The organism is Burkholderia sp. USMB20, assembly GCF_000949135.2.
Classification (GTDB): domain Bacteria; phylum Pseudomonadota; class Gammaproteobacteria; order Burkholderiales; family Burkholderiaceae; genus Burkholderia.
The window spans coordinates 82,398-97,939 of the sequence record NZ_JTAN02000004.1 but is presented as its reverse complement, the minus strand read 5'-3'; the positions used below and the strand labels follow the sequence as shown (position 1 = coordinate 97,939).

Below are 15,542 nucleotides of genomic sequence, written 5' to 3'. Positions count from 1 at the left end.
TGCCACCGTCCTTTACGCGACAACCGGCAATACCTCGACCTCATACCGGTGCCGCAGGCTGCGCCCGAGCACCGGATCGTGGAGTTCCATCTCGAACGCGTCACCGTCGCCCATCGCCGCGATCGCGCCGTGTACGGCGACCGTGCCGCCGAACATCGCGCAGCGCGCGGGCATCGTGCGCCGGTCGTCGAAGCGGTGCCACAGCGCGGCGGGCGCAAGCAGCCCGCTGACCGCGCCGTGCTGATATGCGACGCGCTCGCCGCCGGGTTTGATCCACCACGAACGCATCTCGATCGCGTCCCAATGATCGGCGACGTCCGCATGACGCCACGCGTCGCGGCCGAGCGGTTTCGCGCACACCTGTTTCGACACCGCGACGCCGTAGGCCTCGACTTCCCGATCCGTATGATCGGAGCCGACCGTCACCAGCGTGCCGACCGGGCTGTCGATCAGCACGCACTCGATCTCGCCGCCCGAGCGTGCGCCGAGCACGCCGATCGACGGCGCCTGCGTGAGCAGCGCGGACGACACGCGATAGAAACACGGCGTGGCCGACGGCGGCGCGACGCCGAGCGCCGCGAGTTCGTCGATGTGTGCGCGGATCGCGTCCGGATCGCGCCCGGCCCAGCCGGCGATCACGACACGTTCGATCTCGACGTCGACCTGGGCGGGCGCGCCTTGCAGGGACATCACGTTGAACGACAGGGCTTGCATGCGGGTATCCGTTCGAAGTGCGAATGAGTGAAACGACCGGCGGGGATGTTCAATCCGCGAGCGGCCGGTGCGCGGTCTCGCGCGCGGCCAGCAGCGCGATCGACGTGACGACGAGCGCCGCGGTGACGTACAGCGATACGGCCGTCGTCGTGCCCGTCTGGCGGAACAGCGTGGCGATCACGAGCGGTGCGAAGCCGCCGCCGGCGATGCCGGCGAGCGTGTAGGCCAGCGACGAGCCCGCATAACGCACGCGGGTCGGGAACTGTTCGGTGACGAACGCGCCTTGCGGGCCGTACATCACAGCATGGATCACGAGGCCGATCGCAACCGCCGCGACGATCGCGCCCGGCCGCGCCGAATCGAGCATCGCGAAGAACACGAACGCCCATACGATCCCGGCGATCGCGCCGGCGAGGTATACCGGACGGCGTCCGAAGCGGTCCGACAGCGCGCCGAAGAACGGCACCGCGAGCGCGTTGCAGGCCGTGCCGATCATCACGGCCGTCAGCGCGACCGGGCGCGACAGGTGCAGCACGGTCGTCACGTAGGTCAGCGTGAACACGACGATCAGCGCGTACAGCACGTCGGAGCCGATCCGCGAGCCGCCGGCGATCAGCAGGCGCCGCCAGTGACACTTCAGCACTTCGGCGACAGGCACGTCGGCGGTCGCGTGCGACTCGGCGAGCTGCTCGAACTGCGGCGTTTCGTCGACGCCGCGCCGCAGCCAGAAACCGAATACGACGAGTAGCGCGCTGGCCGCGAACGGCACGCGCCAGCCCCACGACAGGAAGGCGTCGGACGTGGTGGAGAGCGTCACGAGCGCGATGCAGCCGGTGCCGAGCAGCGTGCCGAACGACGGGCCGATCTGTGTCCATGACGCGGACAGTCCGCGCCGTTTCTGGTCGCCGTGCTCGACCGACAGCAGCACTGCGCCGGCCCATTCGCCGCCGAGCGCGACACCCTGCACGAAGCGCAGCGCGACGAGCAGGATCGGGCTCAGGATGCCGGCCTGCGCATAGGTCGGCAGCGCGCCCATCAGCGCGGTCGTGACACCCATCAGCACGAGCGTGAGCATCAGCACGGCGCGGCGGCCGATGCGGTCGCCGAGGTTGCCGAACACGAAGCCGCCGAGCGGACGCGACACGTAGCCGACCGCATAGGTCGAGAACGCGAGGATCGTGCCGGCCAGCGGATCGACCGACGGAAAGAACAGGTGGTTGAAGACGAGCGCGGCGAGCGTGTTGTAGATCGTGAAGTCGTACCACTCGAGCGACGTGCCGATCATGCTCGCGGTCGCGAGTCGGCTGTTGCGGACGCGGCGGGGCGCGTGGGCGGCGGGCTGGGCGAGAGTGCTCATGGTGTCGGGCATGTCGTGAAGGAGGACGGGGGGACGCGCGGGGACCGATGCGCGGGCCGCGTGTGGATCACGGACGGCGCGGCCGGTGGCGGCGTCGGCGTTCAGGCGGGCAGCGCGGCGGCGGCCGGTTTTGCTTGGGCGTCGCGACCGGCAGCCGGCTGCGGCGCGGCGGCGCGCCACAGCAGGTCGAAGGTGCGCACGTCGTCGTGACCGGCGATCGCGGCGGCGACGCGGCGCGTGGCCGCGGCATCGCTGCCCTCGATCAGCACGAGCGCGTCGGCGGCCGGACGCGCGGCCGCATCGGCGCCGATCGGCGCGGACAGGTCCGGCGCGGTGCGGAACAGCCGGGCCGCGTGGATGCCGGGTTCGTGCAGCGCCGCGTCGAAGCGCTCGCGCAGGTGCGGCACGTCGACGCGCTCCGGCGGTAGCACGAACAGCGCGAGATGCATGCCTTCGCCGTCGCCGGCCTCGATCGTCAGGTCGCCGACCCGCCGCTGCGTGCCCGTCATCCGTTCGAAGTTCGCGAGCGACCACGCGGTCTGCTGCGTGAACGCGCGCCGGTACGCGTCGCTATGGAATACGTCGAGCGTGTCCGTCACGTACAGCGCGAGGTACTTGCGCGGGCCGCCGTCGGTCGCGCGAAACCGCCGCGCATGCGTGAAGCCGGGAATCGCAACACGCTCCTGCATGTGCTCGCGGTCGTACCACGCGTTGAAATCGGCTTCGTGCGCGGGATCGATGTCCGTCCAGACGCAGAGCTGGCCGTGCGGAAGGGAAAGGCGGGACATGGCGGGTTCCTTGTGACGGGGTGTGTCAGGAACCGCAGTGTCCCGAAGACGGGCCGCACCCGTCCAACAAGAAAACAAATTCGCGGTGAACAGGTTTTCTTATGAGCGGCGCGGGCGGCGTTTCGCCGAGGGGGCGGGCGACGCGGATTGGGGCGTGCGTTTTGCCGACGCGGGTCGGGCTTTTTTCGCCGAGCGGGCGGGGGACTTGTCGACGATGTCGGTTTCGGTTTCGGTTTCGGCCTCGGCCTTTGCCGACGCGGCGGGCCTCGCATGACTGGAAACCGCCGGCATTGCGCGCGCGACTTCGCTCGCCAGTTCCGCGATGCGCGCGGCGACCGGCAGCCCCTGCGTGCGATACGACGCGACGAGCGGCAGCGCGGGGAATTCGGGTTCGACGTCGAGCAGTTCGAGCGCGCCTTCCTGCAGTTCGCGCCCGATGATCGCGGGCGGCAGCGCGGCCACGCCGAAACCGTCGGCGACGAGCCGGATCATCGCGGCGACCGACGTGATGCAGTTGATGCTGGCCGGCCGCTCGACGGCCGCGAACAACCGCTCGATCGTCGCGTGCGGGCCCGAGTGGCGCGAGAAGCTGATGATCGGGTACGCGGCAAGCCGCGCGACGTCGAGCCGTTCGCCGCCGAGCCCGAGACGCGGGCTCGCCGCCCAGCGCACCGGGAATTCGCACAGCGGCAGGTTCGTGAAGTCGGGGCCCGGCACCGGGTCGGTCTGCAGGATCAGGTCGACGCCGTCGGTGCTAAGCAGGCGGATCAGGTGCAGTGTCGTGTCGCTGGTAATCTCGACGTCGAGGCGCGGATAGCGCTCGCGCAATTGCGCCATCAGTGCCGGAAACCAGCTGTGCACGATCGACTCGATCACGCCGATCCGGATCAGCCCCGCGTCGCTCGCTGCGTCGATGTCGCGCCGCATCTCGCTGTCGAGCCGCACGATGCGTTCCGCGTACGCGAGCATGCGCCGCCCCGCGGGCGTGAGCGTCGCCGAGCGCGTGTTGCGGTCGAACAGCCGCACGTCGAACGCTTCTTCCAGCGACGCGATGCGGCTCGACACGGCCGCCTGCGTCGTGTGCAGTTTCTCGGCCGTGAGCCGGAAGTTCTCCAGCTTCGCGAGCCAGACGAAGGTTTCAAGAAACCGGATGTTCATCGAATGCCGATCGGTGAGGCAGGGCCGCGCGGGGGCGGCGGGATCGGTCGATGTTAGCGGATTTCCGGGGTGGGAAGCGCGCGCGGCGTGGTGCATGCGCCGGGCGAGGGAACGGGCGGTCGCGTACCGGCGGCGAGCGCGGCCGCCCGTCACGATGCGCGCGCGGGCGATGCGTCCCCGTGCAGTGAAGAAGCGTGGTGCGGGCGGCGTATCCCCATGCATCAAAGCGTGTCGAATGCGAGGGTCGGCACGTCGACGACCGTTGCGCCACCGTCGGCGACGAGCGTTGCGCCCGTTACGAACGACGCATCCGGTGATGCCAGGAATGCGCACACGGCCGCGATCTCGTCCGGATCGGCCGCGCGCCGCAGCGGCACGTCGGCGCTCACGCGGGCATACGCGCCGTCGAGCGTGTCGCCGTATGCGGACATCAGCGGTTCCATTTCTGCATCGGCCATCGGCGTGCGGACCCAGCCCGGGCACACCGCGTTCGCGCGCACGCCGTGCGGCCCGTAGTCGCGTGCAAGCGATCGCGCGAGCCCGAGCAGCGCATGCTTGCCGACCGTATAGCCGCATACGCCGGGCCCGGCCGCGAGCGCGGCGATCGACGCGACCAGCACGATGCTGCCGCGCTGCGCGATCAAGTCGGGCAGGCACGCGCGTGCGCTGACGAACGCGGTATCGAGGTTCGCATGCAGCGCGTCGCGCCATTGCGCGTCGTCGGTTTCGTCCGCGCGGCCGAGACCGTGGCCGCCCGCGCACGCGACGAGCGCATCGACGGGGCCGAACCGCCCGGCGATCTCCGGCAGGAAGCGGGTCCAGTCGGCCGTGCTCGCGGCGTCGCCGGCGAGCGCGAGGCCGCCCGTCTCGGCGGCGAGCGCGTCGAGCGGTGCGCGGCGCCGCCCGATCAGTACGACGCGGTCGCCGCGGGCGGCGAAGCGGCGCGCGCACGCGGCGCCGATGCCGGTGCCGGCGCCGGTGATCGCGATCGTACGGGGTTGCGGGTGCGTCATGTCGTTCTCCGTAAGGGGGGCGTTTCCGGTCACTTTAGGCGGCACGGATGAATGCCGGTATCAGCCGAAAGGATGAACGTGAATGAGGGGCGACGGCCGGCGATGACGTCACGCCGCACGGCGAGGCGCCCGCGCTGCCTCCGTTCCTGATCCGGGGCAAGCGTGCACCCGCCCGCCGGGGGAGCCGACTGATATTCGGACGCCTGACCAGTCCGGAATCCGGACGTCCAAGGTGAGTCGCCTGCCCGAAGCAACCCGCTCCATCCGATGGGCGCCCCGCCTGGCTTGACCGGGGCGCGCCGATCGGCCGGATCCACCGAATGGCACGGTTGTTGCCTCCTTGCAGATGAGCCGACGCCCGGGATCGAACGATGACCCCGTTCGAACCGGAGCGCGGCTCATCACGACTTCAATCATTGGAGACATCACCATGGAAGGACTTTCGCAAGTCCAGGTCTTGGGCATCGACGCGGGCGGCACGATGACCGACACCTTCTTCGTGCGCGAGGACGGACGGTTTGTCGTCGGCAAGGCGCAAAGCAATCCGGAGGATGAATCACTCGCGATCTTCAACTCGTCGCAGGACGCGCTCGCGCATTGGCAACGCGACGTCGACGACGTCTATCCGGAACTGGTCACCTGCGTGTATTCCGGCACTGCGATGCTCAACCGCGTCGTGCAGCGCAAGGGGCTCGACGTCGGGTTGCTCGTCAACAAGGGCTTCGAGCACGTGCACCTGATGGGGCGGGCGATCCAGAGCTACCTCGGGTACGCGCTCGAAGAGCGCATCCACCTGAATACGCACCGCTACGACGAGCCGCTCGTGCCGTTGTCGCGAACGCGAGGTGTCACCGAGCGTACGGACGTCCAGGGCGAGATCGTGATTCCGCTGCGGGAAAACGAAGTGCGGCAGGCTACGCGGGAGCTCGTCGCCGCCGGTGCGAAAGCGATCGTCATCTGTTTTCTTCAGTCGCACAAAAACGCCGCGAGCGAGCGCCAGGCGCGGGACATCGTGCGCGACGAGCTGGCTGCGCGCGGCGTCGATCTCCCGGTGTTCGCATCGGTCGACTACTACCCGCAGCGCAAGGAAAGCCACCGGATGAACACGACGGTGCTCGAAGCGTATGCGGCCGAGCCGTCGCGGCAGACGCTCAGGAAAGTCAGCGACCGCTTCCGCAAGCACGGCGCGAAATTCGACCTGCGCGTGATGGCGACGCACGGCGGCACGATCAGCTGGAAAGCGAAGGAACTGGCGCGCACCATCGTGTCGGGGCCGATCGGCGGCGTGATCGGCTCGAAGCTCCTCGGCGAGGCGCTCGGCTACGACAACATCGCATGCTCGGACATCGGCGGCACGTCGTTCGACATGGCGCTCATCACGAAGGGCAAATTCGCGATCGCGTCCGACCCGGACATGGCGCGCCTGGTGCTGTCGCTGCCGCTCGTCACGATGGATTCGGTCGGCGCGGGCGCCGGCAGCTTCGTGCGGCTCGATCCGTACAGCGGGGCCATCAAGCTCGGGCCGGACAGCGCCGGCTATCGCGTCGGCACGTGCTGGCCCGACAGCGGCCTGACGACGGTTTCCGTATCCGATTGCCACGTCGTGCTCGGCTACCTGAACCCGGACAACTTCCTCGGCGGCCAGATCAAGCTCGACGTGAATCGCGCCCGCGAGCACATTCGCGTGCAGATCGCCGAGCCGCTCGGACTCTCCGTGGAGGATGCGGCGGCCGGCGTGATCGAGCTGCTCGACCTGCAACTGCGCGAATACCTGCGCTCGAACGTCAGCGCGAAAGGGTACAACCCGACCGAATTCGTGTGCTTCTCGTATGGCGGCGCGGGGCCGGTTCATACCTATGGCTACACCGAGGGCCTCGGCTTCAAGGATGTCGTCGTGCCGGCGTGGGCGGCGGGCTTCTCGGCATTCGGCTGCGCGTGCGCGGATTTCGAGTATCGCTACGACAAGAGCGTCGATCTCGCGCTGCCGCAGCTCGCGTCCGACGCCGATAAGGCGCAGGCCGCGCAGACGATCCAGAAGGCCTGGGCCGAACTGACCGCCAAGGTGATCGACGAGTTTCGCATCAACGGTTTCGGCGAGCGGGACGTGATATTGCGGCCGGGCTTCCGGATGCAGTACATGGGCCAGCTCAACGACCTCGAAATCGAATCGCCGATCGCGGGCGCGTCCGGTGCGGACGACTGGGACAAGATCGTGACGGCCTTCGAAGAGACCTACGGCCGCGTGTACGCGAGCTCCGCGCGCTCGCCGGAGCTGGGCTTCTCGGTCACGGGCGCGATCATGCGCGGCATGGTCGTCACGCAGAAGCCGGTATTGCCGGAAGACGCCATTGCCGGCCCCACGCCGCCGGCGGACGCGCGTATCGGTACGCGGCGTCTGTATCGGCACAAGCAGTGGCATGACGCGGTGATCTGGCGAATGGAGTCGCTCAAGCCGGGCAACGAGATCGCGGGGCCCGCGATCATCGAATCCGACGCGACGACGTTCGTCGTCCCGAAGGGCTTCGCCACCACGCTCGACAAGCACCGCCTCTTCCATCTCAGCGAAGTCAAGTAAGGAGACATGCGATGAACATGATGTCCAGCCAGGAAGTCGGCTTCGCCGATCTGCTAAAGAACGGCCAGACGCTCAAGCAGTTTCGCGACGGCATTCTCGAGCGCACCGCGCAAACCGGCCATTACAACGGGCTCGAACGGCTCGAGCTGCGCGAGCGCGATCCGATCCGCTACGAGAAGATCTTCTCGAAGCTGCGCGGCGGCCTCGTGCATGCGCGCGAAACGGCCAAGAAGATTGCCGCGAGCCCGATCGTCGAGCAGGAAGGGGAGCTGTGCTTCACGCTCTACAACGCGGCGGGCGACTGCGTGCTCACGTCGACCGGAATCATCATCCACGTCGGCACGATGGGCGCGGCGATCAAGTACATGATCGAAAACAACTGGGAAGCCAATCCGGGCATTCAGCCCGGCGACATGTTCACCAACAACGACTGCTCGATCGGCAACGTCCACCCGTGCGACATCGCAACGATCGTGCCGATTTTCGCGCACGGCAAGCTGGTCGGGTGGGTTGGCGGCGTCACGCACGTGATCGATACCGGCGCGGTGACGCCGGGCTCGATGTCGACGGGCCAGGTGCAGCGTTTCGGCGACGGCTACATGATTACGTGCCGTAAGACAGGGGTGAACGACACGCCGCTGCGCGACTGGCTGCACGAGAGCCAGCGCTCGGTTCGCACGCCGAAGTACTGGATTCTCGACGAGCGCACGCGCATCGCCGGCTGCCACATGATCCGCGATCTGATCGAGGAAGTGATCGACGAGGAGGGCCTCGACGCCTACGAGAAATTCGGCTTCGAGGTGATCGAGGAAGGACGGCGCGGGTTGCAGACGCGCCTCAAGGCGATGACGCTGCCGGGCAAGTATCGCAAGGTCGCGTTCGTCGACGTGCCGTACGACCATCCGGACGTGCAGACGTCGTCCGCGTTTGCGAAGCTCGACTCGATCATGCATTCGCCGGTCGAGATGGAGATTCGCAAGGACGGCTCGTGGCGTCTCGATTTCGAGGGCGCGAGCCGCTGGGGCTGGCACTCGTACAACGCGCACCAGGTAGCGTTCACGAGCGGCATCTGGGTGATGATGACGCAGACGCTGGTGCCGACGCAGCGCATCAACGACGGTGCGTATTTCGGCACCGAATTCCACCTGCCCAAGGGCGCGTGGATGAACCCGGACGACCGCCGCACCGGACACGCTTACGCGTGGCACTTCCTGGTGTCGGGCTGGAGCGCGATGTGGCGCGCCCTGTCGCAGGCGTACTTCAGCCGCGGCTATCTCGAGGAGGTCAACGCGGGGAACGCCAACACGTCGAACTGGCTGCAGGGCGGCGGGATCAACCAGGACGGCGATATCCATGCGGTGAACAGCTTCGAGGCGTCGTCGTGCGGCACCGGCGCGTGCGCGATCAAGGACGGTCTGAATCACGCGGCCGCGATCTGGAACCCCGAAGGCGACATGGGCGACATCGAGATCTGGGAGATGGCCGAGCCGCTGCTGTACCTCGGCCGCAACGTGAAGTCGAATTCGGGCGGCTACGGCAAGTACCGCGGCGGTTGCGGATTCGAGACGCTGCGCATGGTCTGGAAGGCGCAGGACTGGACGATGTTCTTCATGGGCAACGGCTACATGAACAGCGACTGGGGCCTGATGGGCGGCTACCCGCCCGCCACCGGCTATCGTTTCGAAGCGCATCGCACTGGCATCGAGGAGCGCATCGCGCTCGGCGAGAGCCTGCCGCTCGGCGGCGATACGAATCCGGACCTGCCGGATTACGAAAACCACCTGAACGCCGGCGCGGTCGTCAAGCGCGACCAGCAATGCATGACCACGGAGGACTGCTACAGCAACTACGATCTCTACCTGAACTATCTGCGCGGCGGCCCCGGCTTCGGCGATCCGCTCGACCGCGAGATCGACGCGATCGAACGCGATCTCAACAACGCGGTGCTGCTGCCCGAATACGCGCAGAAGGTCTATGGGGCGGTGGCGACGCGGGATGTCAACGGCATCTGGACGGTCGATCCGCAAGCGACCGCTCTGCGGCGCATCGAGATCCGCAACGCGCGTCTCGCGCGCTCGCAACCGACTCGCGAATGGATGAAGGGCGAGCGCGAGCGGATCCTCCTCAAGCATGCATCGACACAGGTGCAGCACATGTTCGCGACGAGCTTCGGCCTGTCGACGAAATTCGAGCAGCAGTTCCGCGCGTTCTGGGAGTTGCCGGACACGTGGACGCTCACCGAGGACGAGCTCGACGTGCCGACCTACGGCTCGAAATTCCGCATGGACCTGTCGAAGATGCCCGACGTCAATACAGTGGTGCTGGTCGAGGAGTGAACCGGACCCTGCGCACTATCACCCACATGGAGGACTGGAGATGTCTACCTACACCAAGGAACAGATCAGGAACATGGTCGACGGCAAGCTCGACTGGGACACCACGTTGCGCATGCTGTCGATGCCGAAGGACGGCGAGCGCTTCCGGATGTATGTCGATGCGCTGCAGCAGAAGCTCGGCTGGAAGGACCGCATCGTGTTGCCGCTCGGCCCGCACCTGTACATCGTGCAGCAATGGGCGACGAAGCACTGGGTCACGCAATGCGACTGCGGCCATGTGTTCTGCGATTACCGCGACAACTGGAAACTGCATGCGAACATCTTCGTGCGCGAATCCGAAGAGGCGATGGACGAGGTCTACCCACGCTTGATGGCGCCCGACACGCAATGGCAGGTCTATCGCGAATACTACTGCCCGACTTGCGGCGCGATGCACGACGTCGAGGCGCCTACGCCGTGGTACCCGGTCATTCACGACTTCGAACCCGACATCGATGCGTTCTACGCGGAATGGGTGAAGCTGCCGGTTCCGGAGCGCGTGCAATGATCTGACATTTGACGCTGTCCGCGTGGCTCGGCGTTCGCCGGCCTCGCTTCGGCTTCGTTCGCGTAAAGTGTTCGATTTCCGGCCGTTCGATTTTCGAACGGCCGGTTTCTTTTCGGCCACCGGTTCTCGACGGCGTGCCGAGCCGCGCGACGACGTGCGGGCGACCGCTTGCTGGCGCGCGCATTGCTTGCAGTGGTTGGTGTCCGGACGGACGTCGAGGCGCCGGGACGGAGTACGATAGTCGCTACGCTCGCCGCCGGCTGCGGTCGGGCGCCCCACAAAGTCGACAAAATGGCCGCTGAGACGGCCGTGCGGTTGGTGCCGTCACGACACCGCCAGGAGACAGACATGCAACAGAGAGGCACGCCGATGGACTGGTTTCCCAGTCCACGCCATGACGCGAGCATCATGGCCGCATGGGAGCATCTGGTGACAGGCAGCGAGTGGCGTTCGCCCGACGTACGCGGCGTGGTCGACGATTCGTGGCAGCGCTGTCTCGTCAGCCGCGTCGATCCCGGCGTCGACCGTGCGCCGCCGCCGCTCGATGAAGACGGGCTCGTGCAGTGGCGCACGTCGAACCGTCGCCTCGTCGATGCGAGCCTGCCGCTGATGCAGCACACCCGGGATTTTCTTTCGCAGACGGGTACGGTAATGCTGCTGGCCGATCCGAGCGGGATGATCCTCCAGCAGGAGGGCGACATGCGGATCGTCGAGCCTGCGCGCGAGGTCGGCCTCATTCCGGGCTGCGAGTGGACCGAGCTGAATTGCGGCACCAATGCGATCGGCACCGCGCTCGCGCTCAGGCAGCCGGTCCAGATCCATGGCGCGGAGCACTTCTGCGCGGGCATCAAGCGCTGGACCTGCTCGGCGACCGTCATCCAGGATCCGCGCGACGGGCACGTATTGGGCGTGATCGACATTTCGGGGCTCGCGCAGACCTACAACCCATACAGCCTTGCGCTCGCGGTATCGCTTGCGGGCCGCATCGAAAGCCGGCTCGCGAAGGAGGGCATGGCGCGCCGTCTGAGCCTGCTCGACCGCTGCGCGTCACGCTTCGGTGCGTCTTCCTCCGATGCGGTGATCGTCGTCGACGAACGCGGCCGACTCGTCAAGGCCAACGCGCAGGTCGTTCCGGTGTTGCGCCGGCTCGGATTCGATATCCGGTGCGACGCGGCGTTCGCGCTGCCCGAACTCGAGCACTACGCGGGCGACGGCCGCCTGTCGGCGAGTGCGCCGGCATGGCTGTCGCGCGGCCACATCGAAACCGTGCGTGACGGTGCGGACGTGCTCGGCTACATGATCGTGACGCCGGGCATCACGAATCCCCGCGGCGCCGTTCCGATCGCGCGCGGACGGGAACGGCACGGCGGTGAGCCGCGAGGGTTCGAGCGTATCGTCGGCGACAGCGCCACATTGCGGGCGGCCGTGAATCGTGCGCGCCAGCTCGCGCCGTCCAGGGTGCCGGTGCTGCTGCTTGGCGAAACCGGCGTCGGCAAGGAACTGTTCGCGCAGGGTATCCACCAGGCGAGCGATCGCGCCGACGGTCCGTTCGTTGCGCTCAACTGCGGCGGGTTGTCGAGAGACCTCCTGGCCAGCGAGTTGTTTGGCTACGCGGAAGGCGCATTTACCGGCGCACGCAAGTCCGGTGCGGCGGGCAAGATCGAAGCGGCCGATGGCGGCACGCTGTTTCTCGACGAGATCGGGGAAATGCCGCTCGACATCCAGCCGCACCTGCTGCGCGTGCTGGAGGAGAGCGAAATCTATCGCCTGGGCGAGAATACGCCGCGCAGGGTGAATTTCCGGCTGGTCGCGGCGACGCACCGGGATCTGAAGGACGCCGTCGCGAACGGCCGGTTCCGGATGGATCTGTACTACCGGATCGCGGTCACGACCGTGTCGATACCGAACTTGCGCGAGCGCGGCGAGGACCTGCCGGCGCTGATTGCGCATTGGCTCGGGCATCTGTGCGAGTCGTATGGCCTCTCCCCGAGGTCGTTCGACGACGATGCGTATGCACGCCTGTTGCGCTATCCGTGGCCCGGCAATGTGCGCGAACTGCGGAACGCGATCGAGGGGGCGCTGCTGCTGTCGGACAGCCCGGTGATAAAGGCCGACAAGCTGCCTGCCGAGATCGGCGCGGGGGCGCCGATCGATGCATGCGCCGCGCGGGCCGTCGACGCGCTCGCGCCGGATGCGGGCGACTCGTTGAAGATGGCTGAGGCGGAATCGATCCGTCGCGCGCTTGCGCGTCATGCCGGCAATCTGACGAAGGCAGCGAGTCAGCTCGGCATCGCGAAGAGCACGCTCTATGAAAAGATCCGCAAGTACCGCTTGCTCGAAGCAGTGAGCGACGTTCGTCGAGGTCACGCGAAGTAAGTCGCGGCAGGCCTGGCCGGGCGGCAGACGGGCAAGCCTGGTTCTTCCGCCGGTCATCTCGTCCTCCCGGGCCGCACGCGCCGTCATTTTGCAAAGAATGACGATGTCGCCGGTCCGGTCGCTCTATGCTCCTTATTTTGCGATAAGACGCCAAGGTCGGCAAAATGGCGCGTGCGTCAGACCGTCGCCCGGGTGCCGCGTGCGTCGTGTAACGATGAGGCGGCGCGGTACTGCATGGTGCCGCACCACTGACCGGGCGGTGCCGCCGTGCGATGGCGCGCCGGACGCTGCACGTCGCAATGGGAATCAATCGTCTGCCGGGGGCTGTCCGGTCAGCACAACGACAAGGAAGGGAGGGCCGGCAATGAGGCTGGACGACGAAAGGGAAAGCGTGAACGTCGAGGATCGACGCGGCGGCGGGTTCGGCGGCGGACGCGCGACGATCGGCATCGGCACGATCGTGGTCGCGCTGGCCGCATCGTATTTCTTCGGGATCGACCCGCGCGTCGTGCTCGAAGGCGCATCGGCGCTGCAGGGCCGCCAGCAGCAGGCGCAGCCCGCGCCCACGCAGCATCAGGGCGCGGCGGCGAACGATCCCGGCGCGGTGTTCACGCGCAAGGTGCTCGGCAATATCGAGCGCACGTGGACGGGCGTCTTCAACACCCAGCTGCATGCGCAGTACCAGTCGCCGAAGCTCGTGATGTTCACGAACTCGACGCCGACCGCGTGCGGCACCGGCCAGACCGCGATGGGGCCGTTCTATTGTCCGGGCGACCGCAACGTATACATCGATCTCGGTTTCTACGACGAACTGCGCAAGCGCTTCGGCGCGGGTGGCGATTTCGCGCAGGCCTATGTGATCGCGCACGAAGTCGGCCATCACGTGCAGAACCTGCTCGGCATTTCCGACAAGGTCGATGCCGCGCGCCGCCGTTCGAGCGAAGCGCGCTCGAACGCGCTGTCGGTGCGGATGGAACTGCAGGCCGACTGCTTCGCCGGCGTGTGGGCGAACAACGCGCAGCGCGCGAACCAGCGGCTGATGGAGCCCGGCGATTTCGAGCAGGGGCTGAAGGCGGCGGCTGCGATCGGCGACGATCGGCTGCAGCAGCAAGGCCAGGGCTATGTCGTGCCGGAGAGCTTCACGCACGGCACCAGCGAGCAGCGCGTGTACTGGCTGCGGCGCGGGATGGAGTCGGGTGAAGTAAGCGCCTGCGACACGTTCGCCGCGAACGCGCACTGACGCGGACCCTGACTGACCGGGCGCGGCGCACACGCTGCCGCGCCGCCGTTTCGCGGCCGCGCGTGCGGCCGCTCCGCGCATTTCGCTGATCATTCCGATCGCGCTCGATCGGCGCGCGATGTTCCGCGCCGCCCTCGACATCCATTTTCGATCGCACGGCGCGCGGCGCATGCCTATCCGACGCGGATTCTGTCGTCGGGACACGGCCCGTGCGTGCGATGTCTCGCGCCACCGTCGACAGCCATCATCGTCCGCACGGCTCACGGCGCATGCCTTTCCGTCGCAGGCTCCGTTGTCGCGACATGGCCGGCAGCTTCGTCATCCGCCCCCTGCGGACGAATTGCCGATTTGTGCTCACCGGCCCATTTCGGCGCGGGTAGGCTGGCCCGACCTTCGACGCGTTCGGCCGCCGGCCGCTCCCATCATGCCGACCTCATCCGCTTCCGCCGACCACGAAGCCGCCGACTGGCAGCGCGCGCTACGCGCGTGCGTCGATGCGTTCGACGCGTTTGCGAGCCCGTCCGCGACCGTGTTCTACCGGCTCGACCTGAGCGGCGAGCCGGCCGATTTCGAGCTGTTCGGGATGCCGGAGGCGATGCATCGCACCTACATCGCGCGCTACCGGATGCTCGATCCGCTGCACCCGTCGCGCTGCGCGGCAGGTGAACGTGCGGTCGTGACGCTCGCGTCCCAATTGCCTGACGAAAGACGCGATGCGTCCGCGTACTGGACCCGTTTCCTGCGACGGCACGATGTGGCCGACGTCGTCGAGATCTGGCTGCGCGACGACGCGGGCCGCACGGTCGGCGCGTTTTCGCTGCTGCGCTTCGGGACGGGCGACGCGGACGGCAACCGCACAGCGGGCCGGTACGCATCAGGCGAGATCGACGCGCTGGCACGGCTGCAGCCGGTCGCCGAAGCCGCGCTGGCCCCGCTGCTGCGCGCGCGGCGCGGGATTCACCGGATTGGTTGCGAGGAGCGGTTGACCTACCGCGAGGAGCAGATCGCGCGACTCGTACGCGACGGCCGCTCGAACAAGGAAATCGCACGCGATCTCGCGCTCGGCCAGCCGACCATCAAGACGCATCTGATGCGCATGTACCGGAAGCTCGGCGTGTCGAACCGCACCGAGCTGGTCGGCGCGTTGTTCCTGTAGCTTTTCCGCATCCGCATCCGCATCCGCATCCGCATCCGCATCCGCATCCGCATCCGCATCCGCATCCGCACCCGCACCCGCACCCGCGTCCGCATCCACGTCCACGTCCACGTCCACGTCGCACCGCATCGCACCACGCCACACCCCGCCATCGATCCGACGATAACGCGACGCTCGCCCGCCGCCATTCCACGTTCCCGAGTCACCCGCGTTCCGGTCCCGCACGCGCTTGCCAATTTGCGCTCACCGGGCGCGATCCCCCGTCGATACAGTGGTTCGACA

Annotated in this window: 11 protein-coding genes; 6 read left to right on the top strand and 5 right to left on the bottom strand. The window is 67.5% G+C overall.

The window, feature by feature from the left end; translation table 11 throughout:
* Window positions 1-12 precede the first annotated feature (12 nt).
* From PL79_RS07670 to PL79_RS07650, 5 genes are all read right to left on the bottom strand, one after another.
* Window positions 13-714: a DUF2848 domain-containing protein gene (locus PL79_RS07670; protein WP_044846662.1), complete on the bottom strand. Its 702-nt coding sequence runs from the start codon at window positions 712-714 to the stop codon at window positions 13-15.
* A 49-nt stretch (window positions 715-763) separates the two neighbouring features.
* Window positions 764-2,083, bottom strand: a complete 1,320-nt coding sequence (locus tag PL79_RS07665; protein WP_044846663.1) for an MFS transporter — start codon at window positions 2,081-2,083, stop codon at window positions 764-766.
* 89 nt (window positions 2,084-2,172) lie between these two features.
* Window positions 2,173-2,859 carry a DUF4286 family protein gene (locus PL79_RS07660; protein ID WP_044846664.1) on the bottom strand — a complete coding sequence of 229 codons (687 nt, stop codon included), beginning with the start codon at window positions 2,857-2,859 and terminating at the stop codon, window positions 2,173-2,175.
* Between the two features lie 99 nt (window positions 2,860-2,958).
* On the bottom strand, window positions 2,959-4,017 hold the full coding sequence (locus PL79_RS07655) for a LysR family transcriptional regulator (RefSeq protein WP_044846665.1): 1,059 nt from the start codon (window positions 4,015-4,017) through the stop codon (window positions 2,959-2,961).
* 221 nt (window positions 4,018-4,238) lie between these two features.
* Window positions 4,239-5,030, bottom strand: coding sequence for an SDR family NAD(P)-dependent oxidoreductase (locus PL79_RS07650; RefSeq protein WP_044846666.1), 792 nt, complete (start codon window positions 5,028-5,030; stop codon window positions 4,239-4,241).
* 430 nt (window positions 5,031-5,460) lie between these two features.
* Between PL79_RS07650 and PL79_RS07645 the strand changes: the two genes are divergently transcribed.
* The 6 genes from PL79_RS07645 (at window position 5,461) to PL79_RS07620 (ending at window position 15,260) form a co-directional block, all read left to right on the top strand.
* On the top strand, window positions 5,461-7,605 hold the full coding sequence (locus PL79_RS07645) for a hydantoinase/oxoprolinase family protein (RefSeq protein ID WP_193759819.1): 2,145 nt from the start codon (window positions 5,461-5,463) through the stop codon (window positions 7,603-7,605).
* 11 nt (window positions 7,606-7,616) lie between these two features.
* A complete protein-coding gene (locus PL79_RS07640; RefSeq protein ID WP_044846667.1) occupies window positions 7,617-9,941 on the top strand; it encodes a hydantoinase B/oxoprolinase family protein in 2,325 nt (774 codons plus the stop codon).
* A 40-nt stretch (window positions 9,942-9,981) separates the two neighbouring features.
* A complete protein-coding gene (locus PL79_RS07635) occupies window positions 9,982-10,488 on the top strand; it encodes an acetone carboxylase subunit gamma (protein ID WP_034180969.1) in 507 nt (168 codons plus the stop codon).
* Window positions 10,489-10,836: 348 nt separating this feature from the next.
* A complete protein-coding gene (locus tag PL79_RS07630; RefSeq protein ID WP_235879227.1) occupies window positions 10,837-12,864 on the top strand; it encodes a sigma-54-dependent Fis family transcriptional regulator in 2,028 nt (675 codons plus the stop codon).
* A 364-nt stretch (window positions 12,865-13,228) separates the two neighbouring features.
* Window positions 13,229-14,104 carry a KPN_02809 family neutral zinc metallopeptidase gene (gene ypfJ, locus PL79_RS07625; RefSeq protein ID WP_044846670.1) on the top strand — a complete coding sequence of 292 codons (876 nt, stop codon included), beginning with the start codon at window positions 13,229-13,231 and terminating at the stop codon, window positions 14,102-14,104.
* A 424-nt stretch (window positions 14,105-14,528) separates the two neighbouring features.
* On the top strand, window positions 14,529-15,260 hold the full coding sequence (locus PL79_RS07620; RefSeq protein ID WP_044846671.1) for a helix-turn-helix transcriptional regulator: 732 nt from the start codon (window positions 14,529-14,531) through the stop codon (window positions 15,258-15,260).
* The last annotated feature ends 282 nt before the right edge of the window (window positions 15,261-15,542 follow it).

Bases quoted from the DNA above. Each gene is read 5' to 3' on its own strand.
- PL79_RS07670 (WP_044846662.1), bottom strand. From the start codon at position 714: ATGCAAGCCCTGTCGTTCAACGTGATGTCCCTGCAAGGCGCGCCCGCC.
- PL79_RS07665 (WP_044846663.1), bottom strand. From the start codon at position 2,083: ATGCCCGACACCATGAGCACTCTCGCCCAGCCCGCCGCCCACGCGCCC.
- PL79_RS07660 (WP_044846664.1), bottom strand. From the start codon at position 2,859: ATGTCCCGCCTTTCCCTTCCGCACGGCCAGCTCTGCGTCTGGACGGAC.
- PL79_RS07655 (WP_044846665.1), bottom strand. From the start codon at position 4,017: ATGAACATCCGGTTTCTTGAAACCTTCGTCTGGCTCGCGAAGCTGGAG.
- PL79_RS07650 (WP_044846666.1), bottom strand. From the start codon at position 5,030: ATGACGCACCCGCAACCCCGTACGATCGCGATCACCGGCGCCGGCACC.
- PL79_RS07645 (WP_193759819.1), top strand. From the start codon at position 5,461: ATGGAAGGACTTTCGCAAGTCCAGGTCTTGGGCATCGACGCGGGCGGC.
- PL79_RS07640 (WP_044846667.1), top strand. From the start codon at position 7,617: ATGAACATGATGTCCAGCCAGGAAGTCGGCTTCGCCGATCTGCTAAAG.
- PL79_RS07635 (WP_034180969.1), top strand. From the start codon at position 9,982: ATGTCTACCTACACCAAGGAACAGATCAGGAACATGGTCGACGGCAAG.
- PL79_RS07630 (WP_235879227.1), top strand. From the start codon at position 10,837: ATGCAACAGAGAGGCACGCCGATGGACTGGTTTCCCAGTCCACGCCAT.
- ypfJ (WP_044846670.1), top strand. From the start codon at position 13,229: ATGAGGCTGGACGACGAAAGGGAAAGCGTGAACGTCGAGGATCGACGC.
- PL79_RS07620 (WP_044846671.1), top strand. From the start codon at position 14,529: ATGCCGACCTCATCCGCTTCCGCCGACCACGAAGCCGCCGACTGGCAG.